The following is a 17,063-nucleotide window of genomic DNA, read 5'->3' as shown; positions in this document are numbered from 1 at the left end:
TGGGTGCGCATCGCGGCGCGCGCGGCCTCGGCGTCCTGGCTGCGGATGGCGTTGTAGATGCTCTCGTGCTCGCTGTTGACGCGCTGCAGGTAATTGAAGCGGCCCTCGGGCGCGCTGTGCGCCGTGTTCACGCGCGTGCGCGGGATGATCATGGTGCCCAGGTAGGTCATCAGGTCGGCGAAGTGCCGATTGCCGGTGGAGCGCGCCACTTCCATGTGGAACTGGAAGTCCGGCGGCACCGCGTCGGAGTCCAGGCTGATGGAGTCGTGGAAGGCGCGCAAGGCCTTTTCCATGGCGACGAGGTTTTCCGGCGTGCGCCTCTGGGCGGCCAGGCCCGCGGCCTCGGTTTCCAGGCTGATGCGCAGCTCCAGCACCGAGATCACGTCGGCCACGGTGGCGAAGTCTTCAGCGGTGATCCTGAAGTTGCCGGCGTCCTGCGGCTGCAGCACGAAGGTGCCGATGCCGTGGCGGGTTTCGACGAGGCCCGAGGCCTGCAGCTTGGACAGCGACTCGCGCACCACGGTGCGGCTGACGTCGAAGCGGGCCATGATTTCGGCCTCGGTCGGCAGTTTTTCGCCGGGCTGCAGGCGGCCTTCGCGGATGCTGCTGGCCAGGCTTTCGACGATCTCGCCCACCAGTCCGCGGGGCCGGCGCATGCGCGGCGGCTCCTCTTGAAAGGCAGCCGTAAGGCCTGCTTCCGGGCGACTAGGGGTTTTCCTTGAGTCCATTAAAAAACCATTGACAAGCTAGGGGGCGAAACCGAGAATTCCGAGTCATCAGACAACCTATGACTCCTGTATTTAGGTTGACTTTAACAAACTCCAAAAAAAAGTCCAGTGTTTGTCGGCGTTTATGACGGCACCGGGCTCAGACCTGAAAAATGACCATCAAAGTGCATGAAAAACTGTTGTTGACCGGCGCGGCCGGCGGTTTGGGCAAGGCCTTGCGTGAGCGCCTGAAGGCCAATTGCTCCGTGCTTCGCCTGTCCGACGTGCAGGCTTTCGGCGCTGCCGCGGCCGGCGAAGAGGTGGTGCTGGCCGACCTGGCGGATTCCGCCGCGGTGCACACCATGGTCAAGGGTGTGGACGCCATCGTCCATCTGGGCGGCGTCTCGGTGGAAGGCCCTTTCGGTCCCATCCTGCAGGCCAACATCCTGGGCGCGTACAACCTGTATGAAGCGGCGCGCAAGCACGGGGTCAAGCGCATCGTCTTTGCCAGCTCCAACCACGTCACCGGCTTTTACCGCCAGGACCAGACCATCAACGCCGACCACCCGCCGCGCCCCGACGGCATGTACGGCCTGTCCAAGGCCTTCGGTGAAGACCTGTCGCGCCTGTACTTCGACCGCTACGGCATTGAAACCGCCTGCGTGCGCATCGGCTCCTCATTCGCCGAACCCAAAGACCGCCGCATGCTCGCCACCTGGCTGAGCTTTGACGACCTGCACCGCCTGATCACCGCCTGCCTCACGACGCCGGTGCTGGGCCACAGCATCGTCTTCGGCATGTCCGACAACGCCGTGACCTGGTGGGACAACAGCCGCGCGCGCCACATCGGCTACGTGCCCAAGGACAGCTCCGACATCTTCCGCGAGGCGGTCTACGCCCGCACACCCGCGCCCGACCTCAAAGACCCGGTGGCCCAGTACCAGGGCGGCGGCTTTGTCGTGGCCGGCCCCTTCGGCGACTGAGCAGGCATCTGTCTATATATGAGTGAAGCTCAAGCCGAACTGGTTCTCGACGCGCGCAACGGCGTGGGCGAAAGCCCGGTCTGGGACGCCGCTGAACAGGCGCTGTACTGGGTCGACATCCCCGCGCGCCGGCTGTGCCGCTGGAGTGTGGCCGACGCCGCGCTGACCGAATGGCTGGCGCCCGAAATGCTGGCCTGCATAGGCCGCCTCGGTGCCAAGGACTGGATCGCCGGTGCCGAGAGCGGCGTGTTCCGCCTGAGCCCGCAGGCCGGCGGCGAACCCGGTTTTGACCGGCTCGCCAGCGTGACCCATGCCCAGGCCGGCATGCGCTTCAATGACGGCCGCTGCGACCGGCAAGGGCGCTTCCTGGCCGGCACCATGCAGATGAACATGGCGGCAGGCGCGCGCGTCGGCAGCATCTACAGCTACCAGGGCAACGGCCTCAAGGTGCTGCTGGAAGGCTTCATCACGCCCAACGGCATGGCCTTCAGCCCGGACGGCCGCACCATGTATTTGTCCGATTCGCATCCTTCGGTGCAGTCGGTGTGGGCCTTTGACTACGACACCCAGACCGGCATCCCGTCGAACCGCCGCCTCTTCATCGACATGAACCCGCTGCCCGGGCGGCCCGACGGCGCGGCCGTCGACGCCGACGGCTGCTACTGGATCTGCGGCAACGATGCCGGCCTCATTCACCGCTTCACGCCCGCCGGCAAGCTGGACCGCTCGCTGGCCGTGCCCGTGAAGAAGCCCGCCATGTGCGCCTTCGGCGGCGCCGGGCTTGACACCCTGTTCGTGACATCGATACGCCCCGAAGGTGTCGATTTATCTGACCAGCCGCTGGCCGGCGGTGTGTTCGCGTTGCGCCCCGGCGTGCGCGGGCTGCCTGAAGCCGCGTGCCTGTATTAAAAAATTTCTCACCACCAACCTGAAATGAAGGAGACAACCATGACTTTCCGCAGAAAATTCATTGCCGCCGCTGCCCTTGCCACCGTGGCTTTCGCGGCCCCGCTGGCGGCGCAGGCCCAAATCGTCCTGAAGGCGGCCGACGTGCACCCGACGGGATACCCCACGGTTGCCGCCACGGAAAACCTGGGCAAAAAGTTTGAAACTGCCACCAACGGCAAGTACAAGATGCAGATGTTCCCCAACAGCGTGCTGGGCGACGAAAAGACCATGATTGAGCAAACCCAGATCGGTGCGATCAACATCCTGCGCACGTCCCTGGGCCCGGTCGGCGCCGTGGTGCCGGAAGTCAATGTGTTCAACATGCCGTTTGTGTTCCGCAACGAAGCGCACATGCGCGCCGTGATCGACGGCCCTATCGGCCAGGAAATCATCGACAAAGTCAACGCCAGCCCGGCGCGCCTTGTCGCGCTGGCATGGATGGACGGCGGCGCGCGCAGCCTGTACACCAAGAAGCCTGTGCGCACGCTGGCTGACCTGAAGGGCCAGAAAGTCCGCATGATGGGCAACCCGCTGTTTGTGGATACCATGAATGCACTGGGTGGCAACGGCATCGCCATGGGCTACGGCGAAGTGTTCACCGCCTTGCAGACCGGTGTGATTGACGGCGCGGAAAACAACCCGCCCAGCATGTTCACGTCCAACCACTATACGGCCGGCGCCAAATACTACGCGCAGACCAATCACCTGATCATTCCTGAGTTGCTGGTGATGTCCAAAGTGACCTGGGACAAACTGACGCCTGCCGAGCAAACGCTGATGAAGAAATTCGGCCGTGAGGCGCAGATGGAGCAGCGCGTGCTTTGGGACAAGAGCGTTACTGAATACACCGCCAAGCTCAAGGCTGCCGGCGTGGAGTTCATCCAGGTTGACCAGAAGCCCTTCTACGATGCGACGGCACCTGTCCGCGCCAAATATGGCGCCGCTTTCACGGACCTGATGACGCGTATTGCCGCCGTCAAATAACGGTTCATGAACCACCTGGTGATGCCGGCCATCGGCCGGCGTCACCCAGGTGATTGAAGCCTGGCCGTCCTCGCGACGCATTCCGGCCCCCTTTTTCTCTAAGTTCCCCATGAAACATTCGCTGCATGCCGTACTCGACGGTCTTTATCTTGCCTGCATCTGGGTCGCCGGCATGGCGATCCTGGGCATGAGCCTGATCATTCCTGTGGGTGTATTCGCCCGTTATGTGCTGGGTTTCGGTGCCCAGTGGCCGGAGCCGATTGCCATCTTGCTGATGGTGGTCTTTACATTTATCGGTGCCGCCGCAGCCTACCGCGCCGGCGCGCATATCGCCGTCGCCATGATGACCGATCGCCTGCCGCCCTTGTGGCAGGGCGTATGCCGATGGGCGGTTGACCTGTTGATGATCGCGATCTGCCTCTTCATGATTGTCTACGGCGGAAAACTGTGCCTGGAAACGATGGGCCAGACGTTGGCGGATCTGCCGTGGCTTCCTGTGGGTATCAGTTACCTGCCGGTACCTTTGGGCGGCCTGATCACCTTGTTGTTTGTTCTTGAACAATTGGCTTTCGGCGTGCAACACGACCGTGCGATTGTTTGTTTTGACCACCAGGTCGAAGACTTGGGAGTCTGAAAATGGATACCGTCATACTTTTGGGCAGCTTTCTGGTCCTCATCCTTATCGGGATGCCGGTCGCCTATTCCCTGGGGCTCGCGGCGCTGATAGGCGCTGTCTGGATTGAATTGCCGCTGGAGGCGGTCATGATCCAGATCGCCAGCGGCGTCAACAAGTTTTCCTTGCTGGCCATTCCTTTCTTCGTGCTGGCCGGCGCCATCATGGCCGAAGGCGGCATGTCGCGCCGTCTTGTGGCCTTCGCGGGCGTGCTGGTAGGTTTTGTCCGGGGCGGCCTGTCGCTCGTCAACATCCTGGCCTCCACATTCTTCGGTGCCATTTCCGGATCGTCGGTGGCCGACACCGCCTCCATCGGCTCTGTGATGATTCCCGAGATGGTGCGCAAAGGATATCCGCGCGATTTCGCCACCGCGCTCACGGTCAGCGGATCGATTCAAGCCACGCTGATTCCGCCCAGCCACAATGCGGTGATCTATTCCATGGCTGCGGGAGGATCGATTTCCATCGCCGCGCTTTTTATGGCCGGTGTATTCCCCGGGCTGTTGCTGGGCGGCACGCTCGCCACCTACTGCCTTTATATCGCGCGCAAGCGGAATTTCCCCAAGGGCGATGCCATGCCTTTGCGGCAGGCGGTCAAGATTGCCATTGACGCGCTGTGGGGCCTGATGACCATGGTGATCATCCTCGGCGGAATTTTGTCGGGTGTCTTCACGGCCACCGAGTCGGCATCCATCGCGGTGATCTGGGCGTTCTTCGTCACGATGTTCATCTACCGCGACTACAAGTGGCGTGACCTGCCCAAGCTGATGCACCGCACCGTGAAGACGGTCTCCATCGTGATGATCCTGATCGGTTTCGCGGCCAGCTTCGGATACATCATGACCTTGATGCAAATCCCTCTGAAGATCACGACGGCGCTGACTGCCTTTACGGACAACCGCTATCTCATCCTCCTGTGCATCAACATCCTGCTGCTGTTTTTGGGAACCCTGATGGACATGGCCGCATTGCTGCTGATCCTGACGCCCATTTTGCTGCCGGTCGTCAAGGCCGTCGGCGTCGATCCGGTTCATTTCGGAATGATCATGATCGTCAATCTCGGCATCGGCTTGATCACGCCGCCGGTCGGCTCCGTGCTGTTTGTTGGCAGCGCCGTAGGGAAGCTTCCCATCGAAAAAGTCGTTCGCGCATTGCTGCCGTTCTTTGCCTTGCTGGTTATCGTGCTCGGCATCGTCACCTACGTGCCTGCGCTCTCCCTGTGGTTGCCGCGCCTTGTAGGCGTCTGACGCAGGTGAGTCCCGACATGCCCACCAAGCCGCTTCACATCCGCATGCACCCTCGCGACAACGTCGCGATCGTCGCGAACGACGGGGGCCTGCCCGAGGGCGCCGCTTTCGCGGACGGCCTGCGGCTGGTGGAGCGTGTTCCGCAAGGGCACAAGGTGGCGCTGGTGGATTTGGCCAAGGGCGCCGCGGTGCTGCGCTACAACGTGCCCATCGGCTACGCGCTGAAAGACATTCCCGCCGGCAGCTGGGTGCATGAGCGCCTGCTGGAGATGCCCGACGCGCGCACGCTGGACAACCTGCCCAAAGCCACGGTGCGGCCCGAGCCGCTGCCGGCCCTCGAAGGCTATACCTTCGAGGGCTTCCGCAACCCGGACGGTTCCGTGGGCAGCCGCAACATCCTGGCCATCACCACCACTGTGCAGTGCGTGGCCGGCGTGGTGGACTTCGCCGTGCAGCGCATCAAGTCCGAGCTGCTGCCGCGTTTCCCGAACGTGGACGACGTGGTGGGGCTGGAGCACACCTACGGCTGCGGCGTGGCGATCGACGCGCCCGACGCCATCATCCCGATACGCACCCTGCGCAACATCAGCCTGAACCCCAACTTCGGCGGTGAAGTCATGGTGGTGAGCCTGGGCTGCGAGAAGCTGCAGCCCGAGCGCCTGCTGCCGCCGGGGACCATACAGATCATCGACGAGCGCAACGTGGCCGACGTGGGCACGAATGCGGAAGCGGCGCTGGATGTGGTCTGCCTGCAGTCCGAGAACCACGTCGGTTTCATGTCCATGATTGACTCCATCATGGAGACCGCCTTGCTGCACCTGGAGCGGCTCAACGCGCGCAAGCGCGAGACCGTGCCCGCCAGCGAACTGGTGGTGGGCGTGCAGTGCGGCGGCAGCGACGCGTTTTCCGGCGTGACGGCGAACCCGGCGGTGGGCTTTGCCACCGACCTGCTGGTGCGCGCCGGCGCGACGGTGATGTTTTCCGAAACCACCGAAGTGCGCGACGGCATCGACCAGCTGACCTCGCGGGCCAGCACGCCGGAAGTAGCTGACGCCATGATCCGCGAGATGGCCTGGTACGACGCCTACCTCAAGAAGGGGCAGGTGGACCGCAGCGCCAACACCACGCCGGGCAACAAAAAGGGCGGCCTGTCCAACATTGTCGAAAAGGCCATGGGCTCCATCGTCAAGTCCGGCAGCGCGCCCATCAGCGGCGTGCTCTCGCCCGGCGAGAAGGTCAAACAAAAGGGCCTGATCTACGCCGCGACGCCGGCCAGCGACTTCATTTGCGGCACGCTGCAGCTGGCCGCCGGCATCAACATCCACGTGTTCACCACCGGCCGCGGCACGCCTTACGGCCTGGCCGAAGTGCCGGTGATCAAGGTGGCCACGCGCAGCGACCTGGCGCGGCGCTGGCATGACCTGATGGACATCAACGCCGGCCGCATCGCCGACGGCGACGCCAGCATTGAAGACGTCGGCTGGGAACTGTTCCAGTTCATGCTGGACGTGGCCAGCGGGCGCAAGAAGACCTGGGCCGAGCACTGGAAGCTGCACAACGCGCTGGTGCTGTTCAACCCGGCGCCCATTACCTGATCCGTTCACAGGCACAAGGAGACACATGATGCAACGCCGCACCCTGCTCAATACCGCGCTGGCCGCCATGGCCGGCGGCCTGTCCGCGCTTCCCGCCTTCGCGCAGGGAAGCTGGCCCACCGGCAAGCCGATCACCTACCTGGTGCCCTTTCCCGCGGGCGGCACCACCGACGTGCTGGGCCGGTTGATCGGGCAGAAGCTCGGCACGGTGCTGGGCACCAACATCATCGTCGACAACAAGCCCGGCGCCGGCGGCAGCGTCGGCTCGGAAGTGGGTTCACGCGCGGCGGCTGACGGCTACACGCTGGTGGGCGGCACGGTCAGCTCGCATGCGATCAATGTCAGCCTGTACCCGAAAATCGGCTACGACCCGATCAAGTCCTTTTTGCCCATCACGCTGATCGGCACCAATCCGCTGGTGCTGGTGGTCAACCAGGCCAGTCCGTACAAAACCCTGAAGGACGTGGTTGAGGCCAGCAAGGGCAAGGCCGGCGGCCTGTCGTCCGCGTCGGCGGGCACTGGCACCTCGCAGCATTTGTCGCTCGAATTGCTGGCCTTCCGTTCCGGCGTGAAATTCACGCACATTCCCTACAAAGGCAGCGGCCCGGCCATCCAGGACGTAATAGGCGGGCAGGTAGACATGATGTTCGACACAACCGTGGTGGCGGCGCCGCACATCCAGAGCGGCAAGCTGCGCGCGATCGCGGTGACCTCCGCCAGCCGGCTTGCCTCCTTGCCTGATGTGCCGACGGTGGCCGAATCCGGCTTGCCGGGGCTGGCCAATTTTGAAGTGCTGTCCTGGCAGGCGATTTTTGCGCCGGCCGGCACGCCCGCGCCCGTCATTGATCGCCTGCACACCGAGATCGGCCGCATCCTGGCTGAGCCCGAGATGCAGGGAAAACTCAAGGGCTTCGGCATGGAGCCGGCCACCATGACGACGGCACAGATCGCCGCTTTCCAGCGCGCCGAAGTCGCCAAGTGGGCGCAGGTCATCAAGGCCGCGAACATCAAGGCCGACTGACGCATCCGGCCGGCCCCGCGCCGGTCCGCAAACCGAATTCAAACAGAGACTGCAAAAGCAAACACCATGACACAAGCCACTCCCTACCAATCGTTTCCCAACAGCTTCAAGCGCGACCTGCTTGCCGGCAAAAAGCTGATCGGCTGCTGGTCGTCACTGGCCAACGCCATCACCACCGAGGTGCTGGGTGTGGCCGGTTTCGACTGGATCCTGCTGGACGGCGAGCATTCACCCAACGACGTGGGCACCTTCATTCCCCAGCTGATGGCGCTCAAGGACAGCCCCAGCGCGCCTTTCGTCCGGCCGACCAGCAACAACGAGGTCGAGATCAAGCGCCTGCTGGACGCGGGCTTCTACAACTTCCTCGTGCCGTTCGTCGAAAGCGCCGATGAAGCGCGCCGCGCCGTGGCTGCCACGCGTTACCCCCCGCAGGGCGTTCGCGGTGTGTCGGTGTCGCAGCGCAGCAACCGCTACGGCACGGTGCCCGAGTACTTCAAGGGCATCAACGACCAGATCTGCGTCGCGGTGCAGATTGAAAGCAGCGCCGGTGTCGCGGCCGCGCGTGCGATAGCCGAAATCGACGGCGTGGACTGTATTTTTGTAGGCCCTTCGGACCTGGCCGCCGGCCTGGGCCACCTGGGCAACGCGGGCCATCCCGATGTGCAAAAGGCGATTGCCGGCGTGTTCGCCGACGCCAAAGCCTGCGGCAAGCCCACGGGCATCCTGGCGCCGGTGGAAGCCGACGCGCGGCGCTACATGGAAATGGGCGCCACCTTCGTGGCGGTGGGCAGCGACCTGGGCGTGTTCCGCTCGGCCACGCAAGCCCTGCACGACCGCTACCGCGCCTGACGCGCCTGACGCGCCTGATGCGCCTGATGCGCAAATTCCGATTCTTTTTGACCAAAATTTTGACTGGAGTATTTCAATGAGCAAGCTTGGATTTATCGGCCTCGGGATCATGGGCAACCCCATGGCGGCGCACCTGATCGCGGCGGGGCATGAAGTTTTCATGACCACCCTGGGCAAGGTGCCCGCCGAGCTGTTGACCGGCAAGGGCAAGGCCTGCGATTCGATCACCGACGTGGTCAAGCAGGCGGACATCATCTTCCTGATGCTGCCCGACACGCCCGACGTGGCCAAGGTGCTGTTCGGCGAAGGCGGCGTTTCCTTCGCGCTGACCAAGGGCAAGACCGTGGTCGACATGAGCTCCATCTCGCCGATGGACACGAAAGAATTCGCCAAGAAGATCAACGCGCTGGGCTGCGACTACCTCGACGCCCCGGTGTCGGGCGGCGAAGTCGGCGCCAAGGCGGCCAGCCTCACCATCATGGTCGGCGGCCCGCAAGCAGCCTTCGACCTCGTCAAGCCGCTGTTCGAGCTGATGGGCAAGAACATCACGCTGGTGGGCGGCAACGGCGACGGCCAGACCTGCAAGGTGGCCAACCAGATCATCGTGGCGCTGAACATCGCGGCCGTCGGTGAAGCCCTGCTGTTCGCCAGCAAGGCGGGCGCCGATCCGGCCAAGGTGCGACAGGCGCTGATGGGCGGCTTTGCCTCCTCGCGCATCCTGGAAGTGCACGGCGAACGCATGATCAAGCGCACCTTCGCGCCCGGCTTCCGCATCGGCCTGCACCAGAAAGATTTGAACCTGGCCCTCAGCGGCGCGCGCACCCTGGGCCTGGCCCTGCCGCAAACCGCGGGCGCCGCTCAGCTGATGCAGGCCTGCGCCGCCAACGGCATGCAGGACCTGGACCACTCCGCATTGGTGCGGGCGCTGGAACTGCTGGGCAACCACGAAGTGGCGAAGGCCGCGTAAACACAAACAGGCGCGCATGAGGAGCCCGCAGAAGGCTTCCGGCGCAGCGGTCAATGTGACCGGGTTTTTAAAAACGTTCAGGAGACAAACATGGCGATCAATCGACGGGAACTTATCGCGGCTTCTCTGGCTTTGGGCGCTGGCGCCGCAAGCGGCACCGCGAGCGCCCAGGCCGCATGGCCCTCCAAACCGATACGCCTGGTGGTGCCTTACCCGCCGGGCGGTTCCTCGGACATCATCGCGCGCGCCATTGCGCAGCCTTTGTCGGAAGCGCTCAAGCAGTCGGTCATCGTCGACAACAAGGCCGGCGCCAACGGCAACCTGGGCGCCGACATCGTGGCCAAGTCCGCGCCCGACGGCTACACGCTGCTGCTGTGCGACACCGGCGCGCTGGCCATCAGCCCATCCGTCTATACCAAGCTGGCGTTCGACCCGTCCAAGGACCTGCGCGGCGTCACCATGCTCGCGTATTCGCCGCACCTGCTGGTGGTCCATCCCTCCGTGCCCGTGAGCAACCTCAAGGAACTCGTGGCCCTGTCGCACAAGTCCAACCTGAACTTCGCGGTAACGGCCATGGGCAGCGCGCCGCACCTGGCTGGTGTCGCCGTAGAACGGGCCGCAAAGGCCAAGTGGCAATACATCCCCTACAAGGGCGGCTCGCAGGCCGTCACCGACACGATCGCCGGCCAGACCCAGGTGCTGATGAACGGCATGCTGGCCACGCTGCCTTTTGTGCAGAGCGGCAAGCTCAAGATTCTGGGCGTGTCCAAGCGCACGCGCATGCCGCTGATCGGCGACGTGCCGACGCTGGCCGAGCAGGGCATCACCGATTTCGAGTCGGGCACCTGGCAGGGCCTGCTGGTCGCCAACGGCACGCCGGCGGCCGTCATCAACCGCCTGAACACCGAGCTCATCAAGATCATCCGCAGCCCGGACATACGCGCCAAGCTGTCGGGGCAGGGCGCCGAGGTTGTGACCATGGCGCCGCAGCAGCAGGACGCGTTCTTCAACCAGGAACGCAGCCGCTGGGCCAAGGTGGTTGCCGAGGCGAACATCAAGCTCGACTGAAGAAAGACTTGCGTGAATTAGTGGTGATATCGTCCGATTTTTTTTAATCGCGGCGAGTTATCCGTGTGAATATCCTTGAAGGGATTCAACACTGATCAACCACTAGCCAGCCCGTCAGAGGCTGTCGCTTCGGCCCACACCAGGAGACAAAAATGCGTACATCCATCAAGGGGCTTTTATGCCTCTCCTTCGCGTTATGCGCGGGCACCGCTATGGCCCAGGCCAAGCTGCGGGCCTGGAACATCCACCCCGACGGTTACCCGGTGTCGGAAGCCATGAAGAGCTTCGCGGAGCAGGTCGCCAAGAGCACCGGCGGCCGCTACAACATCGAGATCTTCAACAATGCCGCGCTGGGCGACCAGCCCAAGGCGGTGCAGATGCTCAAGAGCGGCGAGGTCGACGTGGCCGAGTTCAGCTCCGGCCCGCTGTCCGACGCCGTGCCGGGCATCAAGGTGCTGAACCTGCCTTTCCTGTTCACCGATTCCGCCCACATGTTCCGCCACCTGGACGGCAAGCTGGGTGAGCGCTTTGCCGCTAACCTGAAGGCGGCCGGCTTCGTCGTTCTGGGCTGGTACGACGGCGGCGGCCGCTCGTTTTACTGCGTCAAGCCCGTGAGCAACCTGCGCGACCTGGCCGGCACCAACATCCGGGTGCAGCAGTCCGAAATCTACATCGAGATGGTCAAGCTGCTCGATGCCAAGCCGGTGGCCTTGCCCTTCAAGGATGTGCTCGATGCGCTGCAGCAAGGCAAGGTCGACTGCGCCGAGAACAACCTGCCTTCTTATGAATCCACCGGCCACTACAAGGTGGCCAAGAACGTGTATGTGACCAACCATGTGATCTCGCCCGAAGCGCTGGTCGTCTCGACCAAGCTGTGGGACAGGCTCAGCAAGGAAGACAAGGCCGTGTTCACCGAGGCCGGCGCCAAGTCCGCCATCCTGATGCGCGAACTCTGGAACAAACGCGTGGCGGCGGCCCTGGAAACCACCACCAAACAGGGCTCGCAGTTCGTCAAGGTAAAGGACGTATCGCCCATGGTCAGGCGTATGGGGCCGCTGTACGGCAAGTACATGGCCGACCCGACCACGCGCGAAGAACTGCTGACGATCATTTCCCATTGAATACGCCGGACGCTTCCCTGTTGCTGGATCCCGCGCGTTTTGCGCGCGAGATCGACGGCAAGCCCGTGAGTCTGTTCACGCTGCGCAACCGCCGGGGCATGGCGGTGTGCGTGACCAACTACGGTGCCAAGATCGAACAGGTGCTGGTGCCGGATCGCGACGGAAATTTCGACGATGTGGTGTTCGGTTACGAGAGCATCGAAGGCGTGGTCGGCGGCTCACCTTCCGTCGGCGCTTTTATCGGGCGTTATGCCGGGCGCGTGGAGAACGCGCGCTTCAAGCTGGGCGGCATGGAACACCAGCTGACGGCCAACAACGGCCCGCATTGCCTGCACGGCGGCTTGAGGGGCTCACGCTTCCAGGTGTTCGACGCGGTGCAGCACAACCCCTCCAGCGTGGAGATGCGTTATGTGTTTGCCGACGGGGAAGAAGGCTTCCCCGGGACGCTGGCCTTGCGCCTGATGTACAGCGTGACGGAAGACAATGAACTGGTGCTCGACTACGACGCGGTGGCGCTCGATGCGCCCACTGTGGCCAACCTCACCACGCATGCCTTCTTCAACCTCGAAGGCCTGAACAGCGCGAACGGCAAACAGGGCGGCAGCGCGCTGGGGCATGAAGTCATGATCTGCGCGAGCCGCTACTTCGAGATGAACTCCGAGCTGATTGCCACGGGCACACTGCTGCCTGTGGACGGCACGCCGTTCGATTTCCGCCAGCCGGTGGTGCTGGGCACACGGGTGGGCAATGCGCAGGCAACCGACGGTGTGGCCGGCTACGACGATTGCTTTGCGATAGAGCACCCTGTAGCCGGTGACCTCGCGCTGTGCGCGCGCGTGAGCGCGCCGGGCAGCGGCCGCGTGATGGAGGTCTGGTCGACGGAGCCCACGATGCAGTTTTACACCGGCATGCTGGCCGGGGAACCTTTGGCCGGAGGGCCGGGCAAGGGCGGCAGGCGCTATGTGCAGCAGCAAAGCCTGTGCTTTGAACCCCAGGGCTATCCGAACGCGCCCAACGTGCCGGCCTTTCCTTCGGCCGTTTATGAAGCTGACCAGGGCCGCCAGGGCCGCACGCTGTACCGCTTCAGCACTTCCACATAAACAGGCTCACATGTCAGAATGCTCCGGCAACAAGCAAGGAGCCGAGCATGCGAAGCTGGAAATGGGCAGGGGTGGTGGGTCTGGTCTGGGCGGCGCAGCTGGCCGGCGTGTCCGCATGGGCGCAGCAGCCCGAGCGTGTGCCGCCGCAAATCATCAAGCTGCCCCTGTTGATCGACGGCAAGCAGTTCGACGTCGTCACCCATCTCTACAAACCCGAGGGGCCAGGCCCGTTCCCGCTGGTGATTTTTTCCCACGGGCGGGCTCCGTCACGGGTCGACAGGGCCAAGCTTGAATACCCGGTGCTGGTGGGCCATGCCAACTACTGGCTGCGCAAAGGCGTGGCCGTGGTTGCGCCGGTCAGGCCCGGTTATGGGGATACCGGCGGATTGGATCGGGAAGATTCCGGCGCCCGCTGGAGCGGCAAGGTTTGCACCGGCGATCCCGACTTCGCGCGCGTGGCCAGCCGTGCCGGCCAGACGGTGGTTGCGTTGCACCAGTGGGCGCTGCAGCAGCCCTGGGTGCGCAAGGACAGGGTGCTGCTGGAAGGGCAGTCGGTGGGCGGCATGACCACGGTGTCGGTGGCCGCGCTCAGCCTGCCGGGCGTCGTCGGCGCCGTCAATTTCGCGGGCGGCTCGGGCGGCAACCCCGAAACCTCGCCCACCCAGAGCTGTGGGCCGGAAAACCTGCGCAAGACCTATGGCGAACTCGGCAAGCTGGTCAAGGTGCCCAACCTGTGGCTGTATGCCGAGAACGACCAGTTCTGGGGCGCCGAGGCGCCGCGTGAATGGCACGAGGCCTTCAGGGCCGGCGGCAGCGACACGCAGTTCGTCCAGACGGGGCCCGTGCCGGGGCATGACGGACATTCGCTGCTGACCTACGGCGGCAAGATGTGGTCAGTGCCGCTGGATGCTTTTGTGCGCAAGGTGGGACTGACGGCGCCTTGAACTTCAAACGGACGTGAAAAAGCCCGGCGCCTTGCGGGGCCGGGCTTTTGAGGGAGCAGGCGCTCTTTACAGCGTGTCGATAAAGCTGCGCAGCTTGTCCGAACGCGAAGGGTGCTTGAGCTTGCGCAGTGCCTTGGCTTCGATCTGGCGGATGCGTTCGCGCGTCACGTCGAACTGCTTGCCGACTTCTTCCAGCGTGTGGTCGGTGGACATTTCAATGCCGAAACGCATGCGCAGCACCTTGGCTTCGCGCGGCGTCAGGCTGTCGAGGATGTCTTTCACCACGTCGCGCAGGCCGGCCTGCATCGCGGCTTCCAGCGGTGCCGTGTTGGCGCTGTCTTCGATGAAGTCGCCCAGGTGCGAATCGTCGTCGTCGCCGATAGGCGTTTCCATGGAGATCGGCTCTTTGGCGATCTTCATGATCTTGCGGATCTTGTCTTCCGGAATCTCCATCTTGGCGGCCAGGATGCTGGCGTCCGGCTCGAAGCCGAATTCCTGCAAGTGCTGGCGCGACAGGCGGTTCATCTTGTTGATGGTTTCGATCATGTGCACCGGGATGCGGATGGTCCGCGCCTGGTCGGCGATGGAGCGCGTAATCGCCTGGCGGATCCACCACGTGGCGTAGGTCGAGAACTTGTAGCCGCGGCGATATTCGAACTTGTCCACCGCCTTCATCAGGCCGATGTTGCCTTCCTGGATCAAGTCGAGGAACTGCAAGCCGCGGTTGGTGTACTTCTTCGCGATCGAAATCACCAGGCGCAAATTGGCCTCGATCATTTCTTTCTTGGCGTCGCGCGAGTTGGACTCGCCTTCGTTCATGCGCTTGTTGATGTCCTTGAGCTGGGCCAGCGGCACCACCACGCGGGCCTGCAATTCACCCAGCTTGGTCTGCAGTTCCTGGATGGGCGGCACGTTGCGGGCCATGACCACCGACCAGGGCTTGCCGGATGCAACCTGCTTTTCAACCCACTTGAGGTTCAGCAGGTTGGGCGGGAAATCCTTGATGAAGATTTCCTGCGGCATGCCGCATTTCTCGACGATGATGCGGCGCAGTTCGCGCTCTTTCTTGCGCACGTCCAGCACCTGGCCGCGCAGCATGTCGCAGAGCTTTTCGATGGTCTTGGCGGTGAAGCGCACGGTCATCAACTCGTCGCTCAGGGCTTTTTGCGACTTCACGTAAGTCGGCGTGCCGTAGCCTTCCTTGTCATAGGTCTTGTGGACTTTCTCGAACAGGGTGGCGATCTTGTCGAAGCGGCTGAGCGCTTCCTTCTTGAGTTCTTCGAGCTTTTTGGTCAGGGCCTTGGAGCCGCCCTTGCCGTCGTCGTCGTCTTCCTCGTCGAATTCGTCGAAGTCTTCTTCGGCCACGTAGTCGTCGGCCTCGTTGGGGTTGGAGAAACCGTCGACCACGGTGGAGATGACGATCTTGCCTTCACGGATTTCCTCGCCCAGGCGCATGATTTCAGCGATGGTGGCCGGGCTTTCCGAGATGGCTTCCATCATCTTCATGAGGCCGCCCTCGATGCGCTTGGCGATTTCGATTTCGCCTTCGCGCGTGAGCAGCTCGACCGTGCCCATCTCGCGCATGTACATGCGGACGGGGTCGGTGGTGCGGCCGAATTCGCTGTCGACGGTGGACAGCGCGGCTTCGGCTTCTTCTTCGGCTTCTTCCTCGGTCGCGACGGTCGGGCCGGTGTTGTTCAGCAGCAGGGTTTCCGCGTCGGGGGCCTGCTCGTAGACAGCCACGCCCATGTCGTTGAGCATGTTGACCACGACTTCCAGCGTTTCAGCGTCGACCAGCTTGTCGGGAAGGTGGTCGGAGATTTCGCCGTGCGTGAGGTAGCCGCGCGTCTTGCCGAGCTTGATCAGGGTCTTCAGGCGCAGGCGGCGCTTGAGCATGTCTTCTTCGGAGAGGACGGTTTCGTCCAGGCCGAATTCCTTCATCAGGGCGCGTTCCTTCGCCTTGCTGATCTTCATGCGCAGCGGCTTGACCTTCTCGGTCGTTTCCGCGACGGGTTCGCCGACCAGGTCGTCCTCAATGTCGGACATGTCCAGGTCTTCGCCGTCCTTGGGGGCCGCGCTGGCGCTCTTGGGCTTGCGGCCGCGCTTGGCGCCGGTGGTGGCGGCAGGCGTGCTGCCATCGGCCGCCGGGTTCTTGGGCGGGCGGCCGGGTTTCTTTTTCACGGGCACGTCGGTGACGGCGGCGGCGAGGGGCTTGGATTCAGGGCTGGACTTGGTCGGCACGGCAGGGGCTTTCTTCAGGGGCAAATCGGAAACCGCGGAAATCGCGGATTTCGCGGTTTTCAGGGGATCTTTGCTCACCGGGGCATTGGGTTTGCTCGGTTTAACAGATATGGCGTGTTTTCCCGGCTTTTCAACCTTGCCGCTTTTGGCGGCAGGCTTTGCGGCGGCTTTGACTGGAGGCTTGCCGGCGGGCTTGACAGCGGCTTTGGGCGCTGTTTTGGCTTTGGGCTTGGCGGCGGCTTTGGGCTGCGCGCTTTGCGGCTTCTTGGACGTGCTCGGCTTCGTTGGCTTGGCAGTAGGCATGGAACCTCCAGTTGTCGGGAATTGTTTTAAATATCTATCAGCTACCAGTAAACAAAAATGCGCCTTGGCGCCTGCGCAAAACACAGGCACGGTGACAAGGATTCAGGGTCAGGAACGAGAGGGCGGAAAAACAGGCCGGGCAATGCCAGGGCATATCGCGGTTTATTTTTCCGGGCAAGCTGTTTGGGCGAACATTTGGTGTGCAGTCCTTGCGGAATTCCCTGGGGAAAGTGGCCGTCTCATCTGTTGAGTCCCCGAAGTTTCAGGGTGGCCGGGCCGGAGGTGCTGCTGTCGCGCTTGCCGTCGAAAATC

16 protein-coding genes are annotated in these 17,063 nt (G+C 63.3%); 14 read left to right on the top strand and 2 right to left on the bottom strand.

All coding sequences use genetic code 11. From position 1 onward, the window contains the following. A partial coding sequence (locus ACLV8F_RS07735; RefSeq protein WP_411883648.1) for a FadR/GntR family transcriptional regulator occupies positions 1-656 on the bottom strand: 656 nt, incomplete at its 3' end. Between the two features lie 224 nt (positions 657-880). Here ACLV8F_RS07735 and ACLV8F_RS07730 point away from each other — a divergent pair. From ACLV8F_RS07730 to ACLV8F_RS07670, 13 genes are all read left to right on the top strand, one after another. Continuing rightward, a complete protein-coding gene (locus tag ACLV8F_RS07730) occupies positions 881-1,690 on the top strand; it encodes an NAD-dependent epimerase/dehydratase family protein (protein WP_411883647.1) in 810 nt (269 codons plus the stop codon). An 18-nt stretch (positions 1,691-1,708) separates the two neighbouring features. Beyond that, on the top strand, positions 1,709-2,599 hold the full coding sequence (locus ACLV8F_RS07725) for an SMP-30/gluconolactonase/LRE family protein (RefSeq protein ID WP_411883646.1): 891 nt from the start codon (positions 1,709-1,711) through the stop codon (positions 2,597-2,599). A gap of 39 nt (positions 2,600-2,638) precedes the next feature. Further along, positions 2,639-3,622, top strand: a complete 984-nt coding sequence (locus tag ACLV8F_RS07720) for a TRAP transporter substrate-binding protein (RefSeq protein WP_411883645.1) — start codon at positions 2,639-2,641, stop codon at positions 3,620-3,622. Between the two features lie 109 nt (positions 3,623-3,731). Beyond that, a complete protein-coding gene (locus ACLV8F_RS07715; RefSeq protein WP_411883644.1) occupies positions 3,732-4,256 on the top strand; it encodes a TRAP transporter small permease in 525 nt (174 codons plus the stop codon). A 20-nt stretch (positions 4,257-4,276) separates the two neighbouring features. After that, complete coding sequence (locus tag ACLV8F_RS07710; protein WP_411883643.1) at positions 4,277-5,542, top strand: TRAP transporter large permease; 1,266 nt, start codon at positions 4,277-4,279, stop codon at positions 5,540-5,542. Between the two features lie 17 nt (positions 5,543-5,559). Continuing rightward, entirely contained in the window at positions 5,560-7,137 is a 1,578-nt protein-coding gene (gene garD / locus ACLV8F_RS07705) for a galactarate dehydratase (protein WP_411883642.1), read from the top strand. A 28-nt stretch (positions 7,138-7,165) separates the two neighbouring features. Then, on the top strand, positions 7,166-8,158 hold the full coding sequence (locus tag ACLV8F_RS07700; RefSeq protein WP_411883641.1) for a Bug family tripartite tricarboxylate transporter substrate binding protein: 993 nt from the start codon (positions 7,166-7,168) through the stop codon (positions 8,156-8,158). Positions 8,159-8,224: 66 nt separating this feature from the next. Continuing rightward, positions 8,225-9,007 carry a 2-dehydro-3-deoxyglucarate aldolase gene (garL, locus tag ACLV8F_RS07695; RefSeq protein WP_411878300.1) on the top strand — a complete coding sequence of 261 codons (783 nt, stop codon included), beginning with the start codon at positions 8,225-8,227 and terminating at the stop codon, positions 9,005-9,007. Between the two features lie 76 nt (positions 9,008-9,083). Further along, a complete protein-coding gene (glxR, locus tag ACLV8F_RS07690; RefSeq protein ID WP_411883640.1) occupies positions 9,084-9,974 on the top strand; it encodes a 2-hydroxy-3-oxopropionate reductase in 891 nt (296 codons plus the stop codon). Positions 9,975-10,064: 90 nt separating this feature from the next. Beyond that, entirely contained in the window at positions 10,065-11,042 is a 978-nt protein-coding gene (locus tag ACLV8F_RS07685; RefSeq protein WP_411883639.1) for a Bug family tripartite tricarboxylate transporter substrate binding protein, read from the top strand. A 152-nt stretch (positions 11,043-11,194) separates the two neighbouring features. Further along, a complete protein-coding gene (locus tag ACLV8F_RS07680) occupies positions 11,195-12,163 on the top strand; it encodes a TRAP transporter substrate-binding protein (RefSeq protein WP_411883638.1) in 969 nt (322 codons plus the stop codon). Further along, a complete protein-coding gene (locus ACLV8F_RS07675; protein WP_411883637.1) occupies positions 12,160-13,263 on the top strand; it encodes an aldose epimerase family protein in 1,104 nt (367 codons plus the stop codon). The genes ACLV8F_RS07680 and ACLV8F_RS07675 overlap by 4 nt, the downstream gene beginning before the upstream one ends. Before the next feature lie 47 nt (positions 13,264-13,310). After that, positions 13,311-14,207, top strand: coding sequence for a dienelactone hydrolase family protein (locus ACLV8F_RS07670; RefSeq protein ID WP_411883636.1), 897 nt, complete (start codon positions 13,311-13,313; stop codon positions 14,205-14,207). A 66-nt stretch (positions 14,208-14,273) separates the two neighbouring features. Here the strand turns inward: ACLV8F_RS07670 and rpoD are convergent, their stop codons facing one another. Then, complete coding sequence (gene rpoD / locus ACLV8F_RS07665; protein WP_411883635.1) at positions 14,274-16,448, bottom strand: RNA polymerase sigma factor RpoD; 2,175 nt, start codon at positions 16,446-16,448, stop codon at positions 14,274-14,276. Here rpoD and ACLV8F_RS07660 point away from each other — a divergent pair. Then, the gene (locus ACLV8F_RS07660; RefSeq protein ID WP_411883634.1) at positions 16,420-17,001 is read left to right on the top strand and encodes a hypothetical protein; all 582 of its coding nucleotides are present in this window, start codon (positions 16,420-16,422) and stop codon (positions 16,999-17,001) included. The two genes, rpoD and ACLV8F_RS07660, sit on opposite strands and share 29 nt — an antisense overlap. Positions 17,002-17,063 lie beyond the last annotated feature (62 nt).

This window comes from Polaromonas sp. YR568 (genome assembly GCF_943369675.1).
Taxonomy (GTDB): domain Bacteria; phylum Pseudomonadota; class Gammaproteobacteria; order Burkholderiales; family Burkholderiaceae_C; genus Polaromonas.
Note: the sequence above shows the minus strand (reverse complement) of the source record. Positions and strands in the feature narration are given on the sequence as shown.

Excerpts from the sequence above, each read along its gene's own strand:
- ACLV8F_RS07730 (WP_411883647.1), top strand. The coding sequence starts at position 881 with ATGACCATCAAAGTGCATGAAAAACTGTTGTTGACCGGCGCGGCCGGC.
- ACLV8F_RS07725 (WP_411883646.1), top strand. The coding sequence starts at position 1,709 with ATGAGTGAAGCTCAAGCCGAACTGGTTCTCGACGCGCGCAACGGCGTG.
- ACLV8F_RS07720 (WP_411883645.1), top strand. The coding sequence starts at position 2,639 with ATGACTTTCCGCAGAAAATTCATTGCCGCCGCTGCCCTTGCCACCGTG.
- ACLV8F_RS07715 (WP_411883644.1), top strand. The coding sequence starts at position 3,732 with ATGAAACATTCGCTGCATGCCGTACTCGACGGTCTTTATCTTGCCTGC.
- garD (WP_411883642.1), top strand. The coding sequence starts at position 5,560 with ATGCCCACCAAGCCGCTTCACATCCGCATGCACCCTCGCGACAACGTC.
- ACLV8F_RS07700 (WP_411883641.1), top strand. The coding sequence starts at position 7,166 with ATGCAACGCCGCACCCTGCTCAATACCGCGCTGGCCGCCATGGCCGGC.
- garL (WP_411878300.1), top strand. The coding sequence starts at position 8,225 with ATGACACAAGCCACTCCCTACCAATCGTTTCCCAACAGCTTCAAGCGC.
- glxR (WP_411883640.1), top strand. The coding sequence starts at position 9,084 with ATGAGCAAGCTTGGATTTATCGGCCTCGGGATCATGGGCAACCCCATG.
- ACLV8F_RS07685 (WP_411883639.1), top strand. The coding sequence starts at position 10,065 with ATGGCGATCAATCGACGGGAACTTATCGCGGCTTCTCTGGCTTTGGGC.
- ACLV8F_RS07680 (WP_411883638.1), top strand. The coding sequence starts at position 11,195 with ATGCGTACATCCATCAAGGGGCTTTTATGCCTCTCCTTCGCGTTATGC.
- ACLV8F_RS07670 (WP_411883636.1), top strand. The coding sequence starts at position 13,311 with ATGCGAAGCTGGAAATGGGCAGGGGTGGTGGGTCTGGTCTGGGCGGCG.